The organism is Serratia sp. CY82433, from assembly GCF_052166535.1.
Lineage (GTDB): Bacteria > Pseudomonadota > Gammaproteobacteria > Enterobacterales > Enterobacteriaceae > Serratia > Serratia sarumanii.
In genome coordinates, this window is record NZ_JBJNOR010000002.1 from 249,046 (window position 1) to 267,917 (window position 18,872).

The 18,872-nt window shown below is 60.8% G+C and carries 19 protein-coding genes and 3 tRNA genes; 7 read left to right on the forward strand and 15 right to left on the reverse strand.

Annotated elements, in window-relative coordinates; all coding sequences use genetic code 11:
* Positions 1-24: 24 nt before the first annotated feature.
* From deoB to ACJ8PI_RS14760, 12 genes are all read right to left on the reverse strand, one after another.
* On the reverse strand, positions 25-1,248 hold the full coding sequence (gene deoB / locus ACJ8PI_RS14705; RefSeq protein WP_033649124.1) for a phosphopentomutase: 1,224 nt from the start codon (positions 1,246-1,248) through the stop codon (positions 25-27).
* A gap of 70 nt (positions 1,249-1,318) precedes the next feature.
* Positions 1,319-2,641, reverse strand: coding sequence for a thymidine phosphorylase (gene deoA / locus ACJ8PI_RS14710; RefSeq protein ID WP_033652873.1), 1,323 nt, complete (start codon positions 2,639-2,641; stop codon positions 1,319-1,321).
* 66 nt (positions 2,642-2,707) lie between these two features.
* Positions 2,708-3,487, reverse strand: a complete 780-nt coding sequence (deoC, locus tag ACJ8PI_RS14715; protein ID WP_033641793.1) for a deoxyribose-phosphate aldolase — start codon at positions 3,485-3,487, stop codon at positions 2,708-2,710.
* 370 nt (positions 3,488-3,857) lie between these two features.
* Positions 3,858-5,135 carry a NupC/NupG family nucleoside CNT transporter gene (locus ACJ8PI_RS14720; RefSeq protein WP_033637021.1) on the reverse strand — a complete coding sequence of 426 codons (1,278 nt, stop codon included), beginning with the start codon at positions 5,133-5,135 and terminating at the stop codon, positions 3,858-3,860.
* A 183-nt stretch (positions 5,136-5,318) separates the two neighbouring features.
* A complete protein-coding gene (locus ACJ8PI_RS14725; RefSeq protein ID WP_033649122.1) occupies positions 5,319-6,101 on the reverse strand; it encodes a TatD family hydrolase in 783 nt (260 codons plus the stop codon).
* Positions 6,098-7,216 (reverse strand): patatin-like phospholipase family protein, encoded by a 1,119-nt coding sequence (locus ACJ8PI_RS14730; protein WP_049196002.1) that lies wholly within the window; start codon positions 7,214-7,216, stop codon positions 6,098-6,100. The genes ACJ8PI_RS14725 and ACJ8PI_RS14730 overlap by 4 nt, the downstream gene beginning before the upstream one ends.
* 10 nt (positions 7,217-7,226) lie before the next feature.
* Positions 7,227-7,412, reverse strand: coding sequence for a CsbD family protein (locus ACJ8PI_RS14735; RefSeq protein WP_033649120.1), 186 nt, complete (start codon positions 7,410-7,412; stop codon positions 7,227-7,229).
* 68 nt (positions 7,413-7,480) lie between these two features.
* The gene (locus tag ACJ8PI_RS14740; protein WP_004857650.1) at positions 7,481-7,642 is read right to left on the reverse strand and encodes a DUF1328 domain-containing protein; all 162 of its coding nucleotides are present in this window, start codon (positions 7,640-7,642) and stop codon (positions 7,481-7,483) included.
* A gap of 160 nt (positions 7,643-7,802) precedes the next feature.
* Entirely contained in the window at positions 7,803-8,417 is a 615-nt protein-coding gene (osmY, locus tag ACJ8PI_RS14745) for a molecular chaperone OsmY (protein WP_033637016.1), read from the reverse strand.
* A gap of 516 nt (positions 8,418-8,933) precedes the next feature.
* Entirely contained in the window at positions 8,934-10,523 is a 1,590-nt protein-coding gene (prfC, locus tag ACJ8PI_RS14750) for a peptide chain release factor 3 (RefSeq protein ID WP_164134605.1), read from the reverse strand.
* 151 nt (positions 10,524-10,674) lie between these two features.
* Positions 10,675-11,118 (reverse strand): ribosomal protein S18-alanine N-acetyltransferase, encoded by a 444-nt coding sequence (gene rimI, locus ACJ8PI_RS14755; protein WP_033649119.1) that lies wholly within the window; start codon positions 11,116-11,118, stop codon positions 10,675-10,677.
* Positions 11,063-11,500, reverse strand: a complete 438-nt coding sequence (locus ACJ8PI_RS14760) for a DNA polymerase III subunit psi (protein WP_033637012.1) — start codon at positions 11,498-11,500, stop codon at positions 11,063-11,065. Before ACJ8PI_RS14760 ends, rimI begins: the two co-directional genes overlap by 56 nt.
* Before the next feature lie 146 nt (positions 11,501-11,646).
* Here ACJ8PI_RS14760 and rsmC point away from each other — a divergent pair, with 146 nt between their 5' ends.
* Positions 11,647-12,687, forward strand: a complete 1,041-nt coding sequence (rsmC, locus tag ACJ8PI_RS14765; protein WP_164134606.1) for a 16S rRNA (guanine(1207)-N(2))-methyltransferase RsmC — start codon at positions 11,647-11,649, stop codon at positions 12,685-12,687.
* Between the two features lie 50 nt (positions 12,688-12,737).
* Here rsmC and ACJ8PI_RS14770 read toward each other — a convergent pair whose 3' ends face one another.
* The gene (locus ACJ8PI_RS14770; RefSeq protein WP_049195996.1) at positions 12,738-13,730 is read right to left on the reverse strand and encodes an aldo/keto reductase; all 993 of its coding nucleotides are present in this window, start codon (positions 13,728-13,730) and stop codon (positions 12,738-12,740) included.
* 118 nt (positions 13,731-13,848) lie between these two features.
* Here ACJ8PI_RS14770 and ACJ8PI_RS14775 point away from each other — a divergent pair, with 118 nt between their 5' ends.
* From ACJ8PI_RS14775 to ACJ8PI_RS14790, 4 genes are all read left to right on the forward strand, one after another.
* A complete protein-coding gene (locus ACJ8PI_RS14775; protein WP_164134607.1) occupies positions 13,849-14,793 on the forward strand; it encodes a LysR family transcriptional regulator in 945 nt (314 codons plus the stop codon).
* A gap of 72 nt (positions 14,794-14,865) precedes the next feature.
* Positions 14,866-14,952: transfer RNA gene (locus ACJ8PI_RS14780), tRNA-Leu, on the forward strand.
* A gap of 36 nt (positions 14,953-14,988) precedes the next feature.
* Positions 14,989-15,075 (forward strand) — tRNA-Leu (locus ACJ8PI_RS14785).
* A 42-nt stretch (positions 15,076-15,117) separates the two neighbouring features.
* Positions 15,118-15,204 (forward strand) — tRNA-Leu (locus tag ACJ8PI_RS14790).
* A gap of 89 nt (positions 15,205-15,293) precedes the next feature.
* Here the strand turns inward: ACJ8PI_RS14790 and ACJ8PI_RS14795 are convergent.
* Positions 15,294-15,578, reverse strand: a complete 285-nt coding sequence (locus ACJ8PI_RS14795; protein WP_060426865.1) for a DUF1435 domain-containing protein — start codon at positions 15,576-15,578, stop codon at positions 15,294-15,296.
* Positions 15,579-16,020: 442 nt separating this feature from the next.
* Here ACJ8PI_RS14795 and ACJ8PI_RS14800 point away from each other — a divergent pair, with 442 nt between their 5' ends.
* Positions 16,021-16,923, forward strand: coding sequence for a GGDEF domain-containing protein (locus tag ACJ8PI_RS14800; RefSeq protein ID WP_399573952.1), 903 nt, complete (start codon positions 16,021-16,023; stop codon positions 16,921-16,923).
* A gap of 13 nt (positions 16,924-16,936) precedes the next feature.
* Here ACJ8PI_RS14800 and ACJ8PI_RS14805 read toward each other — a convergent pair whose 3' ends face one another.
* A complete protein-coding gene (locus tag ACJ8PI_RS14805; RefSeq protein WP_060423279.1) occupies positions 16,937-17,533 on the reverse strand; it encodes a TetR/AcrR family transcriptional regulator in 597 nt (198 codons plus the stop codon).
* A 137-nt stretch (positions 17,534-17,670) separates the two neighbouring features.
* Here ACJ8PI_RS14805 and ACJ8PI_RS14810 point away from each other — a divergent pair, with 137 nt between their 5' ends.
* Positions 17,671-18,867, forward strand: a complete 1,197-nt coding sequence (locus ACJ8PI_RS14810) for an MFS transporter (RefSeq protein WP_164134817.1) — start codon at positions 17,671-17,673, stop codon at positions 18,865-18,867.
* The last annotated feature ends 5 nt before the right edge of the window (positions 18,868-18,872 follow it).

Below are 18,872 nucleotides of genomic sequence, written 5' to 3' on the forward strand. Positions count from 1 at the left end.
GCGCCGCCGCCTTAAACTCACGGATTAAAACATGCTCTTACCGTAATCCATCGGCGACAGGCCAAAGTAATTGGCGACGGTCTGGCCGATGTCGGCGAAGGTCTCGCGGTGGCCCAGCGAGCCCGGTTTCACTTTCGGGCCGTAAACCAGCACCGGGATGTGCTCGCGGGTGTGGTCGGTGCCCGGCCAGGTCGGGTCGCAGCCGTGGTCGGCGGTGAAGATGATGATGTCTTCGTCTTTCACCAGCTTCAACAGCTCCGGCAGGCGGCGGTCGAACAGCTCCAGCGCGGCGGCGTAGCCCGCCACGTCACGGCGGTGGCCATAGGAGGAATCGAAGTCCACGAAGTTGGTGAACACGATGGTGTTGTCGCCGGCCTTTTCCATTTCGATCAGGGTCGCGTCGAACAGCGCGTCGATGCCGGTCGCCTTCACCTTCTTGGTGATGCCGACGTTGGCGTAGATGTCGGCGATTTTACCGATCGACACCACTTCGCCGCCCTTCTCGTCCACCAGCTTTTTCAGCACGGTCGGCGCCGGCGGCTCTACCGCCAGATCGTGACGGTTGCCAGTGCGCTGGAAGTTGCCCGGCTTGTCGCCGACGAACGGACGCGCGATCACGCGGCCGATGTTATACCCGCCTTCGGTCAGCTCTTCACGCGCGATTTCGCACAGCTCGTACAGGCGATCCAGGCCGAAGGTTTCTTCATGGCAGGCGATCTGGAATACCGAGTCGGCGGAGGTGTAGAAAATCGGCTTGCCGGTTTTCATGTGCTCTTCACCCAGCTGATCGAGGATCACGGTGCCGGATGAGTGGCAGTTGCCCAGGTAGCCCGGCAGCTTGGCGCGTTCGACCAGTTTGTCCAGCAGCGCCTGCGGGAAGCTATTGTGCTCGTCCTTGAAATAGCCCCAGTCGAACAGCACCGGCACGCCGGCGATTTCCCAGTGGCCCGACGGCGTGTCTTTACCGGAAGAGAGTTCGCTAGCGTAAGCGTAAGCGCCGATGATGTCGGCGTTGCGATCCAGCCCCTGCGGGAAGTTGCCGGTGGACTCTTCCGCCGCTTTGCCGAGACCCAGACGGCTCAGGTTAGGCAGCGTCAGCGGGCCCTGGCGGCCCACGTTGGCCTCACCGCGCGCGCAAACCTCGGCGATGTGGCCCAGGGTGTCGGAACCCTGATCGCCAAAACGTTCGGCGTCTTCGCTGGCGCCGATGCCGAAGGAGTCCAATACCATAATAAATGTGCGTTTCATCTGTGCTCTCCTGCGTGTTCTCACGCTTTGGACGGCCGCGAAAAAGCCGCGACCGTTCCTGATTCTTGGGTTATTCCGTGATGCGCTTATATACCACCGGCGTCGCTTCCGGCGCCTTGTCGCTCAGCGTCATCGCGCTGCGCACCGCATCGGCCGCCTGCTGCCAGCTCTCTTCATCGTTGGCGTGGATCATCGCCAGCGGCTGCTGGGCATCCACTTTCTCGCCCAGGCGCGCCACCTCGGTCAGGCCAACGCTGTAATCGATGGCGTCGCTCGCCCGGCGACGGCCGCCGCCCAGCGCAACCACCGCCATGCCCAGCGCGCGGGTATCCATGGCGCTGATGATGCCCGGCTTTTCAGCATACACCGGCTTGCTCAGCGTTGCCGCCGGCAGATAGCTATCGTAGCGTTCGACGAAGTCTATCGGCCCCTGCTGCGCCGCCACCATGCGGCCAAACACCTCCGCCGCCTTGCCGTTGTCCAGCACCGCCTGCAGTTTGGCGCGCGCGTCGGCCTCGTCTTGCGCCAGGCCGCCGGACAGCAGCATTTCCACGCACAGCGCCAGCGTCACTTCCAGCAGGCGCGGGTTGCGGTATTCGCCGGTCAGGAAACGCACCGCTTCGCGCACTTCCACCGCGTTGCCGGCGCTGGAGGCCAGCACCTGGTTCATGTCGGTCAGCAGGGCGGTGGTCTTGCAGCCCGCGCCGTTGGCCACGCCGACGATCGCCTGCGCCAAGTCCTGCGACAGGGCATAGGTCGGCATAAAGGCGCCGGAGCCGACCTTCACGTCCATCACCAGCGCATCCAGCCCTTCCGCCAGCTTCTTGGCCAGAATGGAGGCGGTGATCAGCGGGATCGAATCCACGGTGGCGGTGATGTCGCGGGTGGCGTAAAAACGTTTGTCCGCCGGCGCCAGCGAGCTGGTCTGGCCGATGATCGCCACGCCGACGTCCTGAATGATTTTGCGGAAGGCGTTATCGTCCGGGAAAATATTGAAGCCCGGAATGGCTTCCAGCTTGTCCAGCGTGCCGCCGGTATGCCCCAGGCCGCGGCCGGAGATCATCGGCACATAGCCGCCGCAGGCCGCCACCATCGGGCCGAGCATCAGCGAGGTCACGTCGCCCACGCCGCCGGTCGAATGCTTGTCGACGATCGGGCCGTTCAGCGCCAGGCTTTTCCAGTCCAGCACGGTGCCGGAATCGCGCATCGCCATGGTGAGCGCCACGCGCTCCGGCATGCTCATGTCATGGAAATAAATGGTCATCGCCAGCGCGGCGATCTGCCCTTCCGACACCACGTTGTCGCGAATGCCGTTGATGAAAAAGCGGATTTCCGCTTCGCTTAACGGCTGGCCGTCGCGTTTCTTACGAATAATTTCTTGAGCCAGGAACAAGGCATCCCCCTGTGTCGCCGAGAGTCGGTGCAGACGGGCGCGCCTGGCGCCCGCCAACGAAATCGATCAGTAGCCGCCGCCGGCGGTCTGGGTCTGGTGGCCCAGCGCGGCCAGCAAGCTGGCCAGCAGGCTGGAAGCGCCAAAGCGGAAATGCCGCGCATCGGCCCAGCCTTCGCCCAGAATACGATCGGCAAGCTGCAGATAATGCAGCGCATCCTCTGCGGTGCGCACGCCGCCGGCCGGCTTGAAGCCCACCGTCTTCGCCACGCCCATATCGCGGATCACCGACATCATCAGCTCGGCGCTTTCCAGCGTGGCGTTGACCGGCACCTTGCCGGTGGAGGTCTTGATAAAGTCCGCCCCGGCCTTGATGGCGATCTCGGACGCCTTGCGGATCAGATCGGCCTGCTTCAGCTCACCGGTTTCGATGATCACTTTCAGCAGCACGTTGGCCGCCTGGCAAGCCTGCTTGCACTGTTTCACCAGCTCGAAGCCGACCTGTTCGTTGCCGGCAATCAGCGCGCGGTAAGGAAACACCACGTCCACTTCATCCGCGCCATAGGCGATGGCCGCGCGGGTTTCCGCCAGCGCGATGTCGATATCGTCGTTGCCATGCGGGAAGTTGGTCACGGTGGCGATGCGGATGTCCGGCGTGCCTTGCTCGCGCAGCGCCTTACGCGCCACCGGGATAAAACGCGGGTAGATGCAGATGGCCGCCGTGTGGCCGGCCGGGCTGTTGGCCTGACGACAGAGCGCGATCACTTTCTCGTCGGTGTCATCATCATTCAGCGTGGTTAAATCCATCAAATTCAGCGCACGTTGCGCTGCTGCGGTTAATTCGGTCATAAAACTCTCCAACTGAGTACCTGGGTGTTGGCGAGCGGACTTGGTTCCATGAAGATAGCGCTGGGGAACGGCGTTCCCGCGGCGGCAACTGAGATCCTTCTCACCGCACATGGCCACCCGCCTTGCGGCCGGCCAGTAATAGCTATTTGAACACGAATGCCGGGGGCGATTCGCGTTCATCGTCACACTATATGAAATAGCACTGTAACAGACCGGAATTATATGTGAAGAACATCACAAAATAACGCGATATCGTTCACAAATTCGCTAAAGAAGCGGCTGAAGATCGCGGGTGCGGCACGCACCCGCGTTGCTTAGAGTATAGGCGGAGTCCCGCGATCGGTCGCGCCGTCGCGGGCCTCGGGATGGCTTACAGCGCCAGGAAGAAGCCAGCGATGGTGGCGCTCATCAGGTTGGACAGCGTGCCCGCCGCCACGGCCTTCAGACCGAAGCGCGCGATGTCGTGGCGACGATTGGGCGCCATGCTGCCCAGACCGCCCAGCAGGATCGCCACCGAGGAAAGGTTGGCGAAGCCGCACAGCGCGAAGGAGATGATCGCCTTGGTATGGGCCGACAGCACCTGCAGGCCTTCCGCCGCCACTACGTCATCCGGACGCAGATAGGCGCCGAAGTTCATGTAGGCGACGAACTCGTTGACGATGATCTTCTGGCCGATGAACGAACCGGCGGTCATCGCCTCGCTCCACGGCACGCCGATCAGGAAGGCGATCGGCGAGAACACCCAGCCGAGGATCAGTTCAAGCGACAGCTGCGGATAATCGAACCAGCCGCCGATGCCGCCGAGAATGCCGTTAAGCAAGGCGATCAGCGCGATAAACGCCAGCAGCATCGCACCGACGTTCAGTGCCAGCTGCATGCCGGAGGCCGCGCCGGAAGCCGCCGCGTCGATCACGTTGGCCGGACGATCCTCTTCGGCGATCAGCTTCATCGCATCGTCTTTATCGTGGGTCTGCTCGGTTTCCGGCACCATCAGCTTGGCGAACAGCAGCCCGCCCGGCGCGGCCATGAAGGACGCGGCGATCAGGTATTCCAGCGGCACGCCCATCTGCGCATATCCCGCCAGCACCGAACCGGCCACCGAGGCCAGGCCGCCGCACATCACCGCGAACAGTTCTGATTGGCTCATGGTGGCGATATACGGACGCACCACCAGCGGCGCTTCGGTCTGACCAACGAAAATGTTGGCGGTCGCCGACAGCGATTCGGTGCGCGAGGTGCCCAACAGCTTTTGCAGCCCGCCGCCCAGCACGCGGATCACCAACTGCATGATGCCGAGGTAGTACAGCACCGCAATCAGCGAGGAGAAGAACACGATCACCGGCAGGACGCGCAGCGCGAACACGAAGCCGCCGCCGCCGAACACCTCGAACATCTTGTCGGACACCAGCCCGCCGAAAATGAACGAAATGCCCTGATTGCCGTAGGCGATAACGTTTGCCACGCCGTTCGACATACTGCCGAGGATGCTGCGGCCCAGCGGCACATACAGCACCAGCGCGCCGATGCCGACCTGAATGATGAACGCCCACGCGACGGTGCGCAGTTTGATGGCCCGGCGGTTGCTGGAGAGCAGCACCGCAATGGCGATCAGCACCGCCATGCCGACTAGGCTCATGATGAGTTGCATGCAAAGTTTCCCTGTTGCAAAAAATAAAATACATCCCTGCTCATAAAGAGAGGTCTGCTATTGGAGAGTTTCGGGGGGATTATACTGAGCGAGGTCACTCTCGCACCGATTTATGTCACAAATGCATACAACGAGACGCAAATGAAAATCTTATAACGTGACGCATGTCACGTTATCACCTCATCAATCCGGCATGGCAAACAGCGCCTGAGCATTGCGCTGCAGATGGGCGGCGATCTCGTCGGCCGGTTCCGGCCGCAGCTCGCACAGCGTTTGAAACACCTCGGCGGCGCGTTCGGGGCGATTCGGCTGCCCCTGATAGCCCGCCAGCGGCATGTCCGGCGCATCGGTCTCCAGCAGCAGCGCCTCGAGCGGCAGCTGCGCCATCACGCCGCGCGTTTTCTGCGCCCGCTCATAGGTGATGGTGCCGCCCACGCCGATGTAATAGCCGAGGCGGATAAACGCCTGCGCCTGCGACAGGCTGCCGGCGAAGCCGTGCACCACGCCGCGACGCGGCAGCTGCACGCGCCGCAGGGCTGCAGCCAGCTGATCGTGGGTGCGGCGCGAATGGAGGATCACCGGCAGGTCATGCTGTTTCGCCAGCCGCAGCTGGGCCAGCAGCACGCTTTGCTGGCGCTCGAACTGTGGGTTGTCCATATACAGATCGAGCCCGACCTCCCCCACCGCTACCAGCTTGCGCGGCCGTTCGGCCAGCAGCGCCGCCAGTTGCTCCAACTGCGGCTCATGATGCTGCGCGATATACAGCGGATGCAGCCCCAGCGCGGCGAACAGCGGCGCGTGATCCTGCGCCAGCCGCAGCACCCGCGCGAAGCGATCGGCGGTGACCGTCGGGACGATGATGCGCGTGACGCCGGCGCTTGCCGCTCGCACCAGGCTCTCGCCCTCATGCCCGGTAAAGGGCGGGAAATCGAAATGACAGTGGGTGTCGGTAAAGGCATAACTCACAGCGCGCCCCCTTCACCCGGCGGCAGATCGCCCGGCAGAATGATCTTCGGCGCCGCCACCGCGGCCTCCGGCTGCGCGCCAAGATCGGACGGCATGACGATGTCGGTCACGATCGGCGAAGGCATTCTGACGTTCTCCGGCTGGATCAGGCGGCGCGACAGCGCTTTTTTCACCCTCATGCCGTCCGGCTCCGGCTGCGCCATCCACTGGCCGACGGTGGCCAGGAAATAGCGGCCGCAGCGGCGCCCCAGGTGATAATCCTGATTGAGCGACCCCAGTCGGCTGCCCAGTGCATTGCTGGCCAGCGGCTTCGGCGGGAAGATCTCGAAGATGCGCAGCTTGCCCGGCGGCTTCTCGATAAAGCGCTGGATGCGGTGATAGCTTTGCTCGTGATGCTGCAGGATACGCACCATCTGCTGCAGGCTGCTGTCGCTCAGCCAGTGCTCCATGCGCTTCATCCACTGCGGGGTGTAGTACATCTGCGAAGGCACGGTGCGGATCACTACGATGGTGTCGGCGCCGCGGCGATAGGCCTCTTCCACCGGGATCGCATCGCTGATGCCGCCGTCCTGATAGCTGATGCCGTCCAGCTCCACGCCTTGGCGATAGAAGCCGGGAATGGCGCTGGACGCCTTGATGGCCGGCAGCCAGCGCTCGCGCTGCGCGGGCAGATAGGTCGGTTCGAAATCGTCGCTGCGGCAGGCACACAGCAGAAACTCGCGCCCGTCGGTAAAGTGCCGTTCCGCTACGTCCATCGCCAGCGGCATCTGCGCCGCTGCCGTATCAACCAGCCAATCGAGATCGATCAGATGCCCGCCGCGCACGAAGCGCAGCGGATTGAAGAATTGAGCCGAGGTGGTGTAACGGGTGATCACCCGGCGCGCGTAGCCCACCTGTCCGCAAATATAGGCAGACAGATTCTGGGCGCCGGCCGACGTGCCGATCAGCAGGTCGAATGGGTTAAAGCCCGCGCGCTGAAACTCGTCCAGCACGCCGGCGGTGAAAATGCCGCGCTGGCCGCCGCCTTCGCAGACCAGCGCCATCTTGCCTGGCCGAAAGGGCTTAGACGCCAGCGGTTCTATATTGCCGAGCGTGATGGGTATTCTGTATCCCAACTTGGCATCCTCAGTGAGATGTTTTCTCCGAGGATACCGCGTCTCGCTCTCTTCCGTAATCCTCTTGCAGCACGCCGGCGAGGAAATCATTGCTGCCGGCCAGCCAGACGCAATCGCTGCCGGACCATTCGGCCAATGCCTGCCATACCTGGCCTTTCAGCTGTTTCCAGCGCCCGACGATGATGTCGCTGTTCATGGCCGGCCCTCCCCGACGTGAGAAAAGGAATTAAGCTTTGTTACAGTTTGCAGGAAAATACCGGCCGGCTAAGGGCGCCGGCGGCCGGTGAACAGGCTGACCAGGAACAGGATAATGCCGACGACAAACACGATTTTAGCCGCCCAGGCGGCGGTGCCCGCCAGCGAACCGAACCCCAGTGCCGCAGCGATAAGCGCGATGACTAAAAAGATAATGCCCCAACGAAACATAAGCTTCTCCTTACCATTGTGAAAAAATTCGCTGCTGTCTACCGCCCCGACAACGGGGCGCGACGGCAAATCAGTTTCTTTTTTTGGTGGTACATGTCGGGCCGCCTTCACGGCCCGACCGATACGGCTTGTTGTTACTTGTTACGGGCGCCTGGCGGGATTACGGCTTGACCACCAGGTCGTTTTTCACGCTTTTCACGCCGTCGATAGCCTTGGCGATGCTTTCCGCACGCTCAGACTGCGCCTGCGTTTTCACCTCACCGGAAAGCTGCACCACGCCATCGGTGGTTTCCACTTTCACATTGCGCGACGGCACGATGTCATCGGCCAGCAGCTTGGCTTTCAGCTCGCTGGTGGTGGCGGTGTCGCCGGCATACGATTTGATCGACTGGTTGGCTTCATCTTTCACGTGCAGCTTGTCGCTGACGGTCTTGACGCCTTCCACCTTGCCGGCGACAGCGACCGCATGCTCCGCCTGCGCCTGGCTGCCGACGAACCCGCTCAGGGTCACGGCGCCTTTTTCGGTTTTCACCGAAATGTCGGAACTTTTGATGGTTTTATCTTCCACCAACGCACTTTTAACTTTAGCCGTTATCGCGCTGTCATCCATGTAACCGTCAACTTTTTTCATGGAGCTATCGATTTTGGCACCGGCACTGTCCGCGGCGTTAGACGCCTTGTTGAGCAGACTCTCTTCGGCCAGCGCACTGCCGCTGACCAACACAGAACCCAATACAACAGCCATCAACGAGTGTGCAAATTTGGTCTTTTTCATCGATCTCTTCCTTTTGTTGGGGGCTCACAACGCCAGAGCGCCGGAACCCTGCGGCCACCTTCACGCGGCCTTCTCGGTAAATACTTCATCATCGCTATACGATTAAGCGTTCACGACAGGAATATTGCAACGGCCGTGCCAACTCAAAAAAAACCTTAAAAATCAAAGAAAAAAAATCAGACGTTGGATTTTTAGCCAAAAAACTGTCGCCTATTGACGACAGGCTAAGTCACACAAAACTGAAATATAGTTATCTCATTGATATTTAAAGATACTGACTGTCTCCTATCGGCAACACATCAGAATAACTCACCAAACAAACAACATATTACAGTGATTTACTCTCAAGCAATGTGCGGACATCCCGTTAAAGATAGACCATTAGACAGAAAATGCAGGCCGAACGAACATCGCCTGGTGTCCTAGGTTCGCAAGAAAAATATGAGGGAGGTTTATTAATTAGCGCAGTGGGAATAGGAGAGGCGTGCAGGGCGCACTGGGCGCCCTGCCGATTGATCAGTGTTCGCGCGTCTTGCGGAAGGTCACATCAGGATAACGTTCCTGCGTCAGGTTGAGGTTCACCATGGTCGGCGCGATATAGGACAGGTTGTCCCCGCCGTCCAGCGCCAGGTTGATCTCGTTCTTGCGCTTGAACTCTTCGAACTTCTTCACGTCGTCGCACTCGACCCAGCGCGCGGTCGACACGTTGACCGACTCGTACAGCGCTTCCACGTTGTACTCGCTCTTCAAGCGCGCTACCACCACGTCGAACTGCAGCACACCGACCGCACCGACGATCAGATCGTTGTTGGCGATCGGACGGAACACCTGCACCGCGCCCTCTTCGGACAGCTGCACCAGCCCCTTCAGCAGCTGTTTCTGCTTCAGCGGATCGCGCAGGCGAATGCGGCGGAACAGTTCCGGCGCGAAGTTCGGGATGCCGGTGAACTTCATGTCTTCACCCTGGGTGAAGGTATCGCCGATCTGAATGGTGCCGTGGTTGTGCAGGCCGATGATGTCGCCCGGATAGGCTTCTTCCACGTGCGAACGGTCGCCGGCCATAAAGGTCAGCGCGTCGGAGATCACCACGTCTTTGCCGGTGCGCACCTGGCGCAGCTTCATGCCCTTCTCGTAGCGGCCGGAAACCACGCGCATAAAGGCCACGCGGTCGCGGTGTTTCGGATCCATGTTGGCCTGGATCTTGAACACGAAGCCGGTGAATTTCTCTTCCGCCGCCGTCACTTCGCGGGTGTCGGTTTTGCGCGGCATCGGCGCCGGCGCCCAGGCCACCAGGCCGTCCAGCATGTGATCCACGCCGAAGTTGCCCAATGCGGTCCCGAAGAACACCGGGGTCAGCTCGCCGCTCAGGAAGGCTTCCTGATCGAATTCGTGGGAAGCGCCCTGCACCAGCTCCAGCTCATCGCGCAGCTGCGCCGCCAGATCTTCACCCACCGCCTCATCCAGCTCCGGGTTGTTCAGGCCCTTGACGATGCGCACTTCCTGAATGGTGTGGCCTTTACCGGTCTGGTACAGGTAGGTTTCATCCTTGTACAGGTGGTAAACGCCCTTGAACAGCTTGCCGCAGCCGATCGGCCAAGTGATGGGCGAGCAGGCGATCTTCAGTTCGCGCTCGACTTCATCCATCACTTCCATCGGATCGCGGATATCGCGGTCCAGTTTGTTCATGAAGGTCAGGATCGGCGTGTCGCGCAGACGGGTAACCTCCATCAGCTTGCGGGTGCGATCCTCAACGCCCTTGGCGGCGTCGATCACCATCAGGCAGCAGTCGACGGCGGTCAGAGTACGGTAAGTATCTTCGGAGAAGTCTTCGTGCCCCGGGGTATCCAGCAGGTTGACCAGGCTGTCGCGGTACGGGAACTGCATCACCGAGGTGGTGATCGAGATCCCACGCTGCTTTTCCATTTCCATCCAGTCGGATTTGGCGTGCTGGCTGGAGCCGCGGCCTTTTACCGTACCGGCGGTCTGGATCGCCTGTCCGAACAGCAGCACTTTTTCGGTAATGGTGGTTTTACCGGCATCGGGGTGCGAGATGATGGCGAAAGTTCTTCTTTTGGAGACTTCGCGGGCAAATTCACTAGGAGACATGGTTTTCAGGTTCTACGGTTAGTCCGCCCTGCGACATCATCAGAACGCGCCGATCGCGGCGCCGGGCAAAGCGGTGAATAAAAGATAACAGCCGGGCATTTTCGCCGATTTGCCAACCGGTGACAATCAATGCTTTTACCGGCCGGGCGGATTACGCCAGCGGCAGCGCCATCACGATCGCGTCTTCGCGGCCGTGGGCGCTCGGGTAATAATTGCGGCGCACGGTAACCTCGTTGAAACCGAGATCTTCATACAGCGCGATCGCCGCCTGGTTGGAGGCGCGCACTTCCAGCCACAGCGTGACCACGCCGCGGCTCTCCAGCCGTTCAATCAACGCGTTGAGCAACAGGCGGCCAAAGCCACGGCGCTGGTACTGCGGATGAATGGCGATGTTGAACAGCGTGGCTTCGTCCAGCACGATCTGCGTGATGGCGAACCCCGCCATCTCCCCGTCGGCGCTCAGCTTCAGGTTAAGATAGCGATCGCCCTGATTGCTGGCGAAGGTGGTTTCCGTCCAGGGGAAAGCGTGGCTGGCTTGCTCAATGGTGAAGGCCGTGGCCAGGTCGGCCGCCGTCAGGGTAGAAATCGTGTTCATGATGACAAATCTGCTGCCAGAGGGCGCGTTTGGCCCCCGCGTCTTGGGAAAGCTCGGCCAGCGCCGGGCTGTGTAGCTGCGCACCGGCGACCGCAAGCGGTTCCGCCACGCCCAGCCGCCAACTGTTGCATGCGGTCTCTTCAGGCAGCATCGCCGCCTGTTCCGGCGTCAGGCTGTAAGTTTGCGCCGGCGTCAGCCCCAGGCTGCGCAGCACGTCGCAAAACAGCGGATCGTCCGGTGCGGGCAGCGTCTGCGCCACCACCAGCAGGCGCGCCTCGGGTGGCAGACTGACCGCCACTTCGCCCTGCAACACGCCCGGGCGGCGCAATGTCCACTGCGTAATACCCAGTTGTTGTAACAGCCAGTCGCGTTTTGATGCCATGCCGATTCCTACCCGTTGTGGTGCGCCATGCCTGCCATGCGCCGCGCTATGCTAACAAACCCGCGCAGCCCGCGCCAACAAACCCGTCGAACATATCGCCACAAAGCTCTATAATCCCCGGTCTCATTTCCAGGAGCCAATATCTGATGTCTGCATTAACCCCCGCCAGTGAAGTCATGCTGCGCCACAGTGATGAATTTATCGAACGCCGCGTGCTGTTTGCCGGCGACCTGCAGGACAGCCTGCCGGCCCAATTCGAGGCCGCGGACGTGCGCGTCCACACTCAGCAATACCATCACTGGCAGTTACTGAACCGGACGATGGGCGATAACGTGCAGTTCGGTTTGACCGTCGATCCCGCTTTCGTCGCCAACTGCGACACGCTGGTTTACTACTGGCCGAAGAGCAAGCAGGAAGCGCAATTCCAGCTGTGCAACATCCTGGCGCTGCTGCCGGTGGGCGTAGACGTGTTCGTGGTCGGTGAAAACCGCAGCGGCGTGCGCAGCGCCGAGCCAACGCTGGAAGGCCACGCCACGCTGGTGAAAATCGACAGCGCGCGCCGCTGCGGCCTGTATCACGGCCGCCTGGACGCACAGACCGAGTTCAGCCTGGACGACTGGTGGGACAGCTATCAGCTGCACGATCTGGAAGTGAAAACGCTGCCGGGCGTGTTCAGCCGCGACGGCCTGGACGTCGGCAGCTCGCTGCTGCTGTCGACGCTGGAAAAACACATGAAAGGCAAGGTGCTGGACATCGGCTGCGGCGCCGGCGTGATGGCCTCGGTGATGGCCAAGCTGTCGCCGAAGGTGAAACTGACCCTCAGCGACGTTAACGCCGCCGCGGTGGAGTCCAGCCGCGCGACGCTGGCCGCCAACGGCATCGAAGGCGAAGTGATCGTCAGCAACGTTTACTCCGACATCACCGGCCGTTTCGACATGATCATCTCCAACCCGCCGTTCCACGACGGGCTGCAGACCAGCCTGACCGCCGCCGAAACCCTGATCCGCGGCGCGGTGAAACACCTGCCGATCGGCGGCCAGCTGCGCATCGTCGCCAACGCCTTCCTGCCGTACCCGGACATTCTGGACGCCACCTTCGGCAGCCACGAAGTGCTGGCGCAGAACGGCCGCTTCAAGGTGTATCAGGCCACCGTCGGCCGCCCACCGCGCGCGCCGAAGAAGAAATAATTCGCCGTTGGCGGAAAACGACAGAGCGCGGCCTGAGGCCGCGCTTTTTTTTAGCCGTTGATATAGGCCATCGACTCAGCGCCGTAGCGATCGCCGGCCGCCGCACTCAGCGGAAACACCGCGTCGATCGCCGCCAGTTCGGCCGCGCTCAGCGTTATCTCCGCCGCCGCGACGTTCTCTTCGAGGTAGCGACGGCGTTTGGTGCCGGGGATCGGCACGATGTGCTCGCCCTGCGCCAACACCCAGGCCAGCGCCAGCTGTGAAGGCTTGACGCCCTTCTGTGCCGCCAGCTCCCCCACCTTCTCCACCAGCGCCAGGTTGCGGGCGAAGTTTTCCCCCTGGAAGCGCGGGTTGCCGCGGCGGAAATCGTCCTCGGCCAGATCCTCCGGCCGCCGGATAGCGCCGGTGAGGAAACCGCGCCCTAACGGGCTGTAAGGCACAAAGCCGATGCCGAGGCGCTCACAGGCCGCCAGCACGCCCTGTTCGGCATCGCGCGTCCACAGCGAATACTCGGTCTGCAGCGCGGTGATCGGATGCACCTTGTGCGCCCGCTCCAGCGTGGCGACCGACGCCTCGCTCAGGCCGATATGGCGGATCTTGCCTTCGCGGATCAGATCCGCCATCGTGCCCACGACGTCTTCGATCGGCACCTGCGGATCGACCCGATGCTGATAATAAAGATCGATCTCTTCTACGCCCAAGCGCCGCAGGCTGCCTTCCACCGAGCGCCGGATATACTCGGGCCGGCTGCTGACGCCGCGCGCCGAAGGATCCGCCGGATCGCGCAGGATGCCGAACTTGGTGGCCAGGAACACCTGTTGCCGTTTGCCCTTGATCGCTTCCCCCACCAATTCCTCGTTGGTGTGCGGGCCATACATGTCGGCGGTGTCGAGCAGCGTGACGCCCAGCTCCAGCGCCCGGTGCAGCGTGGCGATGGCTTCCTGCCGATCGGCGCCGGTGGAGTAGAAGTCGCTCATGCCCATGCATCCCAGCCCCAAGGCGGAGACGAGGGGGCCGTGAGAACCCAGTTTACGTTGTTGCATTGTGCTGCCCTCATGCGATGAACGGATAACGCAGCAAAGTCTGGTTGTTTACGCTACAAAGATAAATAATGCAGATTGCACATCACTGTTCAAAAATCACCAACAATCCGGAGTGGACATGGATCAGGTTCAAGCCATGCGCATTTTTACCCGCATCGTCGAACTGGGCAGCTTCAGCCGGGCGGCCGAGCGCTTGCAGCTGCCGCGCGCCACGGTCAGCAACGCGTTGAAACGGCTGGAGCAGCGGCTGGGCGTGCGCCTGCTGATCCGCACCACCCGCCAGGTGCAGGTGACCAGCGAAGGCAGCCTCTACTATCAACGCTGCGTACAGTTGCTGGGGGCGCTTGAGGAGGCGGACACGCTGTTCAGCCACCATAAGCTGCAGCCGTCCGGCAAAGTGCGCATCGATATGCCCCATTCGCTGGCGCGCCAGATTGTCATTCCGGCGCTGGACGGCTTTTACCGGCGCTATCCCGACATCACGCTGGCGCTGGGCGCCAACGACACCCACGTCGATCTGTTGCGCGAAGGCGTGGACTGCGTGCTGCGCGCCTGGGAAACCGAAGACGACAGCCTGGTGGCGCGGCGCATCGCCCAGCTGCCACAGGTCACCTGCGCTTCCCCCGCTTACCTGCAGGCCTGCGGCACGCCGCGCGACATTGATAGCCTGGAGCCGCACCGCGCGGTAGGGTATTTTTCCCTGGCCAGCAACCGCGATTACCCGCTGGAATTCTGCCGCGGCGGCAAAGTGGAACTGCGCGAACTCCCCGCCCGGCTGAGCGTCAGCGGCGCCGACGCCTACATCGCCGGCGCGCGGGCCGGCATGGGGTTGATTCAGGCGGCGCGCTATTCGCTTGCCCCCTGGCTGGAACGGGGCGAACTGGTGGAAGTGCTGGCGGACACGCCGCCGCCGCCGATGCCGATTTACATCATGTATCCGCCCGGCCGTTTCCTGGCGCCACGGGTCAGGGTGTTGATTGATTGGCTGATTTGGCTGTTTGACCAGCGGAAAAGCGGCGATATGGCTGTTTTTCCAGCAAACGCCCGCAATGCGGGGAAATAACTGTTGACGTGCCCGCCAAAATCTCTAGAATTCGCCTCCGTGGTAACGTTACTCCGGTAATGTTTCTGGTACGCGAAGGTGGCGGAATTGGTAGACGCGCTAGCTTCAGGTGTTAGTGTCCTTACGGACGTGAGGGTTCAAGTCCCTCTCTTCGCACCAAATAACCACATGATTTATATTGCACTCAGCATCGATGCGAAGGTGGCGGAATTGGTAGACGCGCTAGCTTCAGGTGTTAGTGTTCTTACGGACGTGAGGGTTCAAGTCCCTCTCTTCGCACCACGCTGGCGACGTAATATAAATCAAAGCAACAACATCGACTGTGCGAAGGTGGCGGAATTGGTAGACGCGCTAGCTTCAGGTGTTAGTGTCCTTACGGACGTGAGGGTTCAAGTCCCTCTCTTCGCACCAATTGATGATCTCTCCGGTAGTTCCTTCGAAAAAATCCCAACGCATTGATGAAAAACACGCCTAAGCGTGGTTTTGCCGTTTCCGGCGTTTTACCCGAAGTTGAAGTTGAGGCTGACCGCCGCCAGGCCGCCCGCCAGCGCCATGCAGGAAGGCAGCAGCAGATAATGACGCAGCCGGCTGTTGAACAGCATCACCAGCGTCGCCAACATCGCTATCACGATCAGGCTGCGCAGCTGCATCATATCGAGATCGATCAAGGCCAGCAGCGGCATCAGCGCGCATGGCAGCAAAACGCCCCAGGCGCTGGCCAGGCGATCGCCGAGGCACCAGCTGACGCCCCACAGCCCGCATGCGGCAATCATGGCAGTGAGCATGACAACCCCCTCAAGTGATAATGATAACCAATATCATATAACACTTTTTTGGCCGCCGCATCATTTTCGCTGCGATGACCAAACCCAGATGACACCAGCAGGAAAAAATGATAATTTGACATAAGAAAATTCCTAGTCCTGTTTGCATGATAATAATCACAACGGTCAACCATGCAATTCAAGTGGATATTTCGCGCCAAGGGAATGCTTCTCAACCTTAATTATTCGACAGTACGACTTTGCAAAGAGTGACCTCCGTATGAACGCCCGTTCTTATCAGGAATTACTGAACAGCAAGCAGCGCCTGGCATTATTTCTTTTTCTAATGATGAATGCCGCCTCTTCCATATTTACGTTATTGTTCCCTTTTAGGGATGTCCCTTCTTTTACTCTGCCTTTATTATGCATCCCGTTATTTTGTCTGGCGGCGGCGCTATTTTCTCTGCATACGCCGCGGCAATACCTGTACAAACTCAACCTGTTCGCCAGCGTGCTCGGCCTGCTGTGGGCTGCACATATCTACGTTAAAAGTCAATATTGCCTGCCGAATAACCAAGATTTTTTATTAATTAGTTTGTTCAGCATCTTTTTTATCAGCGCTATTTCTCTGACGGATAACTTTACCGCCTTTTGTTTACATGCCGTGCCTTCCGCAATGATGATCCTGGCTTTAGACGGTATGCATAATACCCTGCGGATATTATTCACCACGCTATTGCCTATTATTGCTTTCTCCATTCATCACCTGATGTTGAAACGCAGTGAAATCTTTACCCACGCGCTGGTGGCCAACCTGTATAACGAGCGGGACAAATTCAATAATTTGAGCATGCTCGATCCCCTGACCGGCCTTTATAACCGTCGCGGGCTGGAGAATAAGATCAACATGCTGCTGGAACCGCAAACCGGCCGCCACTACGTGCTGCTGCTGGATATCGACCACTTCAAGGTCTACAACGACAGCTACGGCCACGCCATGGGCGACCGGGCGCTGGTGCAGGTGGCGATCGCCATCCGCGATGCGGTGCGTTCGCGCGACATCGTGGTGCGCTACGGCGGGGAAGAGTTTTTGGTGCTGCTGACCAACGTGCACGAAGGCTACGCGGCGCAGCTGGCCGAACGGGTGCGCCAACGGGTGGCGGAACTGAATATCCCGCACGGCGCCAGCCCGCAGCACAGCGGTACGCTGACGCTCAGCGCCGGCATCTCGGCATTGGAAAAACTGGACGTCGAATCGGCGATCGGCGCGGCCGACGCCGCGCTCTATCTGGCGAAGCAAAGCGGCCGCAACAATATTCAGCTGGCGCAAAACGTCCAGCCCGCCCTGCTGCTGCCGCAGGAGTAAATACCCTGCCCGGTTAAGCGGCCGTTGGCCGCAAGCCGTTCAGCAATAGCGACAAACCGGCCAACGCCTGCTCCAAAGCGGTTTTCTCATCCGGCTGGTGCGCGATCCAAAGCGCGGCATCCATCAGGCCGCCGTTGATCAAATGCGCCAGCGATTCCGGCTCGGCGACGGCGATGCGCCCCTGCGCCATTAACGCCTGCAATGCGCCCGTCATCCAGACAATGCATTGCAGCTTACTGGCCTGCAAATATTCAGCCCCCAGCACCGAAGGTGAATCGCGCAACAAAATGCGTTGCGCTTGCGGCTCCGTCATCATGATCAAATAACCGCGACAACGCGCCGCAAACGCCTCCCAGCCATCCGCCGAACTCGCGGTAATGTCGGCCAAGCGCGCATCTATCTCGGCGTCGATTTCTTGCACGACGGCCAAAAACAAACCTTTCTTGTCCCCAAAGTGGTGGTAGAGCGCACCGCGCGTCATGCCGGCTTGCGCGGTGAGTTCATCCATCACCGTCTCGGCATACCCCACGCTGCCGAACTGCTGACGGGCGGCCGCCACCAGTTTTTGTCGGGTTTCTTCAATCATTTCTGCGCGCGCTTTACGTGCCATGGGTCCACTCCCGCCTCATTATTGATGAACGTTATAATTGACATACGCCATGTATGTCAATTAACGTAACATACGTGGCGTATGTCAATGATGGCCATTGAGCAAATACTGAGCCGCCAACTTCTGGAGCCCTTTCCATGGCAAATCCTTATTTCAACCTGTTCAACGCCCCGGGCAGCAAGGCGTTTTCCTCTGCCGGGCTGATCGCGCGCCTGCCGGTCTCGATGACCGGTATCGGCATCATTACCATGCTCTCACAGGTACGCGGCTCTTATTGGTTGGCGGGCGCGGTGGCGGCGACGTTCGCCTTTTCCATGGCGCTGCTTGCGCCGCAAATCGCGCGCGCGGCGGATCGTCACGGCCAAAGCCGCGTGCTGCCATATGCCACCGGGATCAGCACGCTCGCCCTGCTACTGCTGTTGCTCTGCACCCACTATCGGGCGCCGGACTGGACGCTGTTCGTCTTCGCCGCGCTTGCGGGCAGCATGCCCAGCATCTCCGCGATGGTCAGAGCCCGCTGGAGCGAAATTTATCGCGGCACGCCACAGCTGCACACGGCATTTTCATTCGAGTCCGTGTTAGATGAAGTGGCCTTTATCGTCGGCCCACCGATCGCCGTGGGGCTTAGCGTTTCACTCTTCCCAGAAGCCGGCCCTCTGGTGGCCGCGCTGCTTCTGGTGGCGGGCGTTGCGGCATTCGCCTCGCAAAAAAGCACTCAGCCCCCGGTCTACACCCGCAATAACCAGCGGCAGCGCGCCATCCTGGCCATGCCGTCAATGCAGATCCTGCTGCTGGCGCTGATCGCCCTGGGCACCATCGTCGGCACCGTGGACGTCATCAGCGTGGCCTTCGCCGAGCAGCAAGGACAGCCGGCCGCCGCCAGCATCGTGCTGTCGGTTTATGCGTTCGGCTCCTGCCTGGCCGGGCTGATTTTCGGCGCAATGAAGATCCCCGTCCCCTTGCCTCGCCTGTTCTTATACGCGGCGTTCGCCACCGCCTTCACCACCCTGCCGCTGCTGTGGGTGCACAATGTCTTGACGCTGGCGGCGGCGATGTTTGTCGCCGGACTGTTTTTTGCGCCGACCATGATCATTGCCATGGGGCTGGTTGAAAACATCGTGCCGCCCTCCCGGCTGACGGAGGGGTTGACCTGGATGGTCACCGGCCTGGGGATAGGCGTGGCGCTCGGCGCCGCATTGGCGGGCCTGGCGATCGATGCCGCCGGGATAGCGGCCGGCTTCGGCGTCACGCTCACCGCCGGGCTGATCGTGCTGCTGGTGGCGGCCGGCGGCTACCGCTTAATGCGGCGAACGCTGGCCTTGAAAGCGGCGTGAATCGC

Excerpts from the sequence above, each read along its gene's own strand:
- deoB (WP_033649124.1), bottom strand. The coding sequence starts at position 1,248 with ATGAAACGCACATTTATTATGGTATTGGACTCCTTCGGCATCGGCGCC.
- deoC (WP_033641793.1), bottom strand. The coding sequence starts at position 3,487 with ATGACCGAATTAACCGCAGCAGCGCAACGTGCGCTGAATTTGATGGAT.
- ACJ8PI_RS14720 (WP_033637021.1), bottom strand. The coding sequence starts at position 5,135 with ATGCAACTCATCATGAGCCTAGTCGGCATGGCGGTGCTGATCGCCATT.
- ACJ8PI_RS14735 (WP_033649120.1), bottom strand. The coding sequence starts at position 7,412 with ATGAACAGCGACATCATCGTCGGGCGCTGGAAACAGCTGAAAGGCCAG.
- ACJ8PI_RS14740 (WP_004857650.1), bottom strand. The coding sequence starts at position 7,642 with ATGTTTCGTTGGGGCATTATCTTTTTAGTCATCGCGCTTATCGCTGCG.
- osmY (WP_033637016.1), bottom strand. The coding sequence starts at position 8,417 with ATGAAAAAGACCAAATTTGCACACTCGTTGATGGCTGTTGTATTGGGT.
- prfC (WP_164134605.1), bottom strand. The coding sequence starts at position 10,523 with ATGTCTCCTAGTGAATTTGCCCGCGAAGTCTCCAAAAGAAGAACTTTC.
- rimI (WP_033649119.1), bottom strand. The coding sequence starts at position 11,118 with ATGAACACGATTTCTACCCTGACGGCGGCCGACCTGGCCACGGCCTTC.
- ACJ8PI_RS14760 (WP_033637012.1), bottom strand. The coding sequence starts at position 11,500 with ATGGCATCAAAACGCGACTGGCTGTTACAACAACTGGGTATTACGCAG.
- rsmC (WP_164134606.1), top strand. The coding sequence starts at position 11,647 with ATGTCTGCATTAACCCCCGCCAGTGAAGTCATGCTGCGCCACAGTGAT.
- ACJ8PI_RS14770 (WP_049195996.1), bottom strand. The coding sequence starts at position 13,730 with ATGCAACAACGTAAACTGGGTTCTCACGGCCCCCTCGTCTCCGCCTTG.
- ACJ8PI_RS14775 (WP_164134607.1), top strand. The coding sequence starts at position 13,849 with ATGGATCAGGTTCAAGCCATGCGCATTTTTACCCGCATCGTCGAACTG.
- ACJ8PI_RS14795 (WP_060426865.1), bottom strand. The coding sequence starts at position 15,578 with ATGCTCACTGCCATGATTGCCGCATGCGGGCTGTGGGGCGTCAGCTGG.
- ACJ8PI_RS14805 (WP_060423279.1), bottom strand. The coding sequence starts at position 17,533 with ATGGCACGTAAAGCGCGCGCAGAAATGATTGAAGAAACCCGACAAAAA.
- ACJ8PI_RS14810 (WP_164134817.1), top strand. The coding sequence starts at position 17,671 with ATGGCAAATCCTTATTTCAACCTGTTCAACGCCCCGGGCAGCAAGGCG.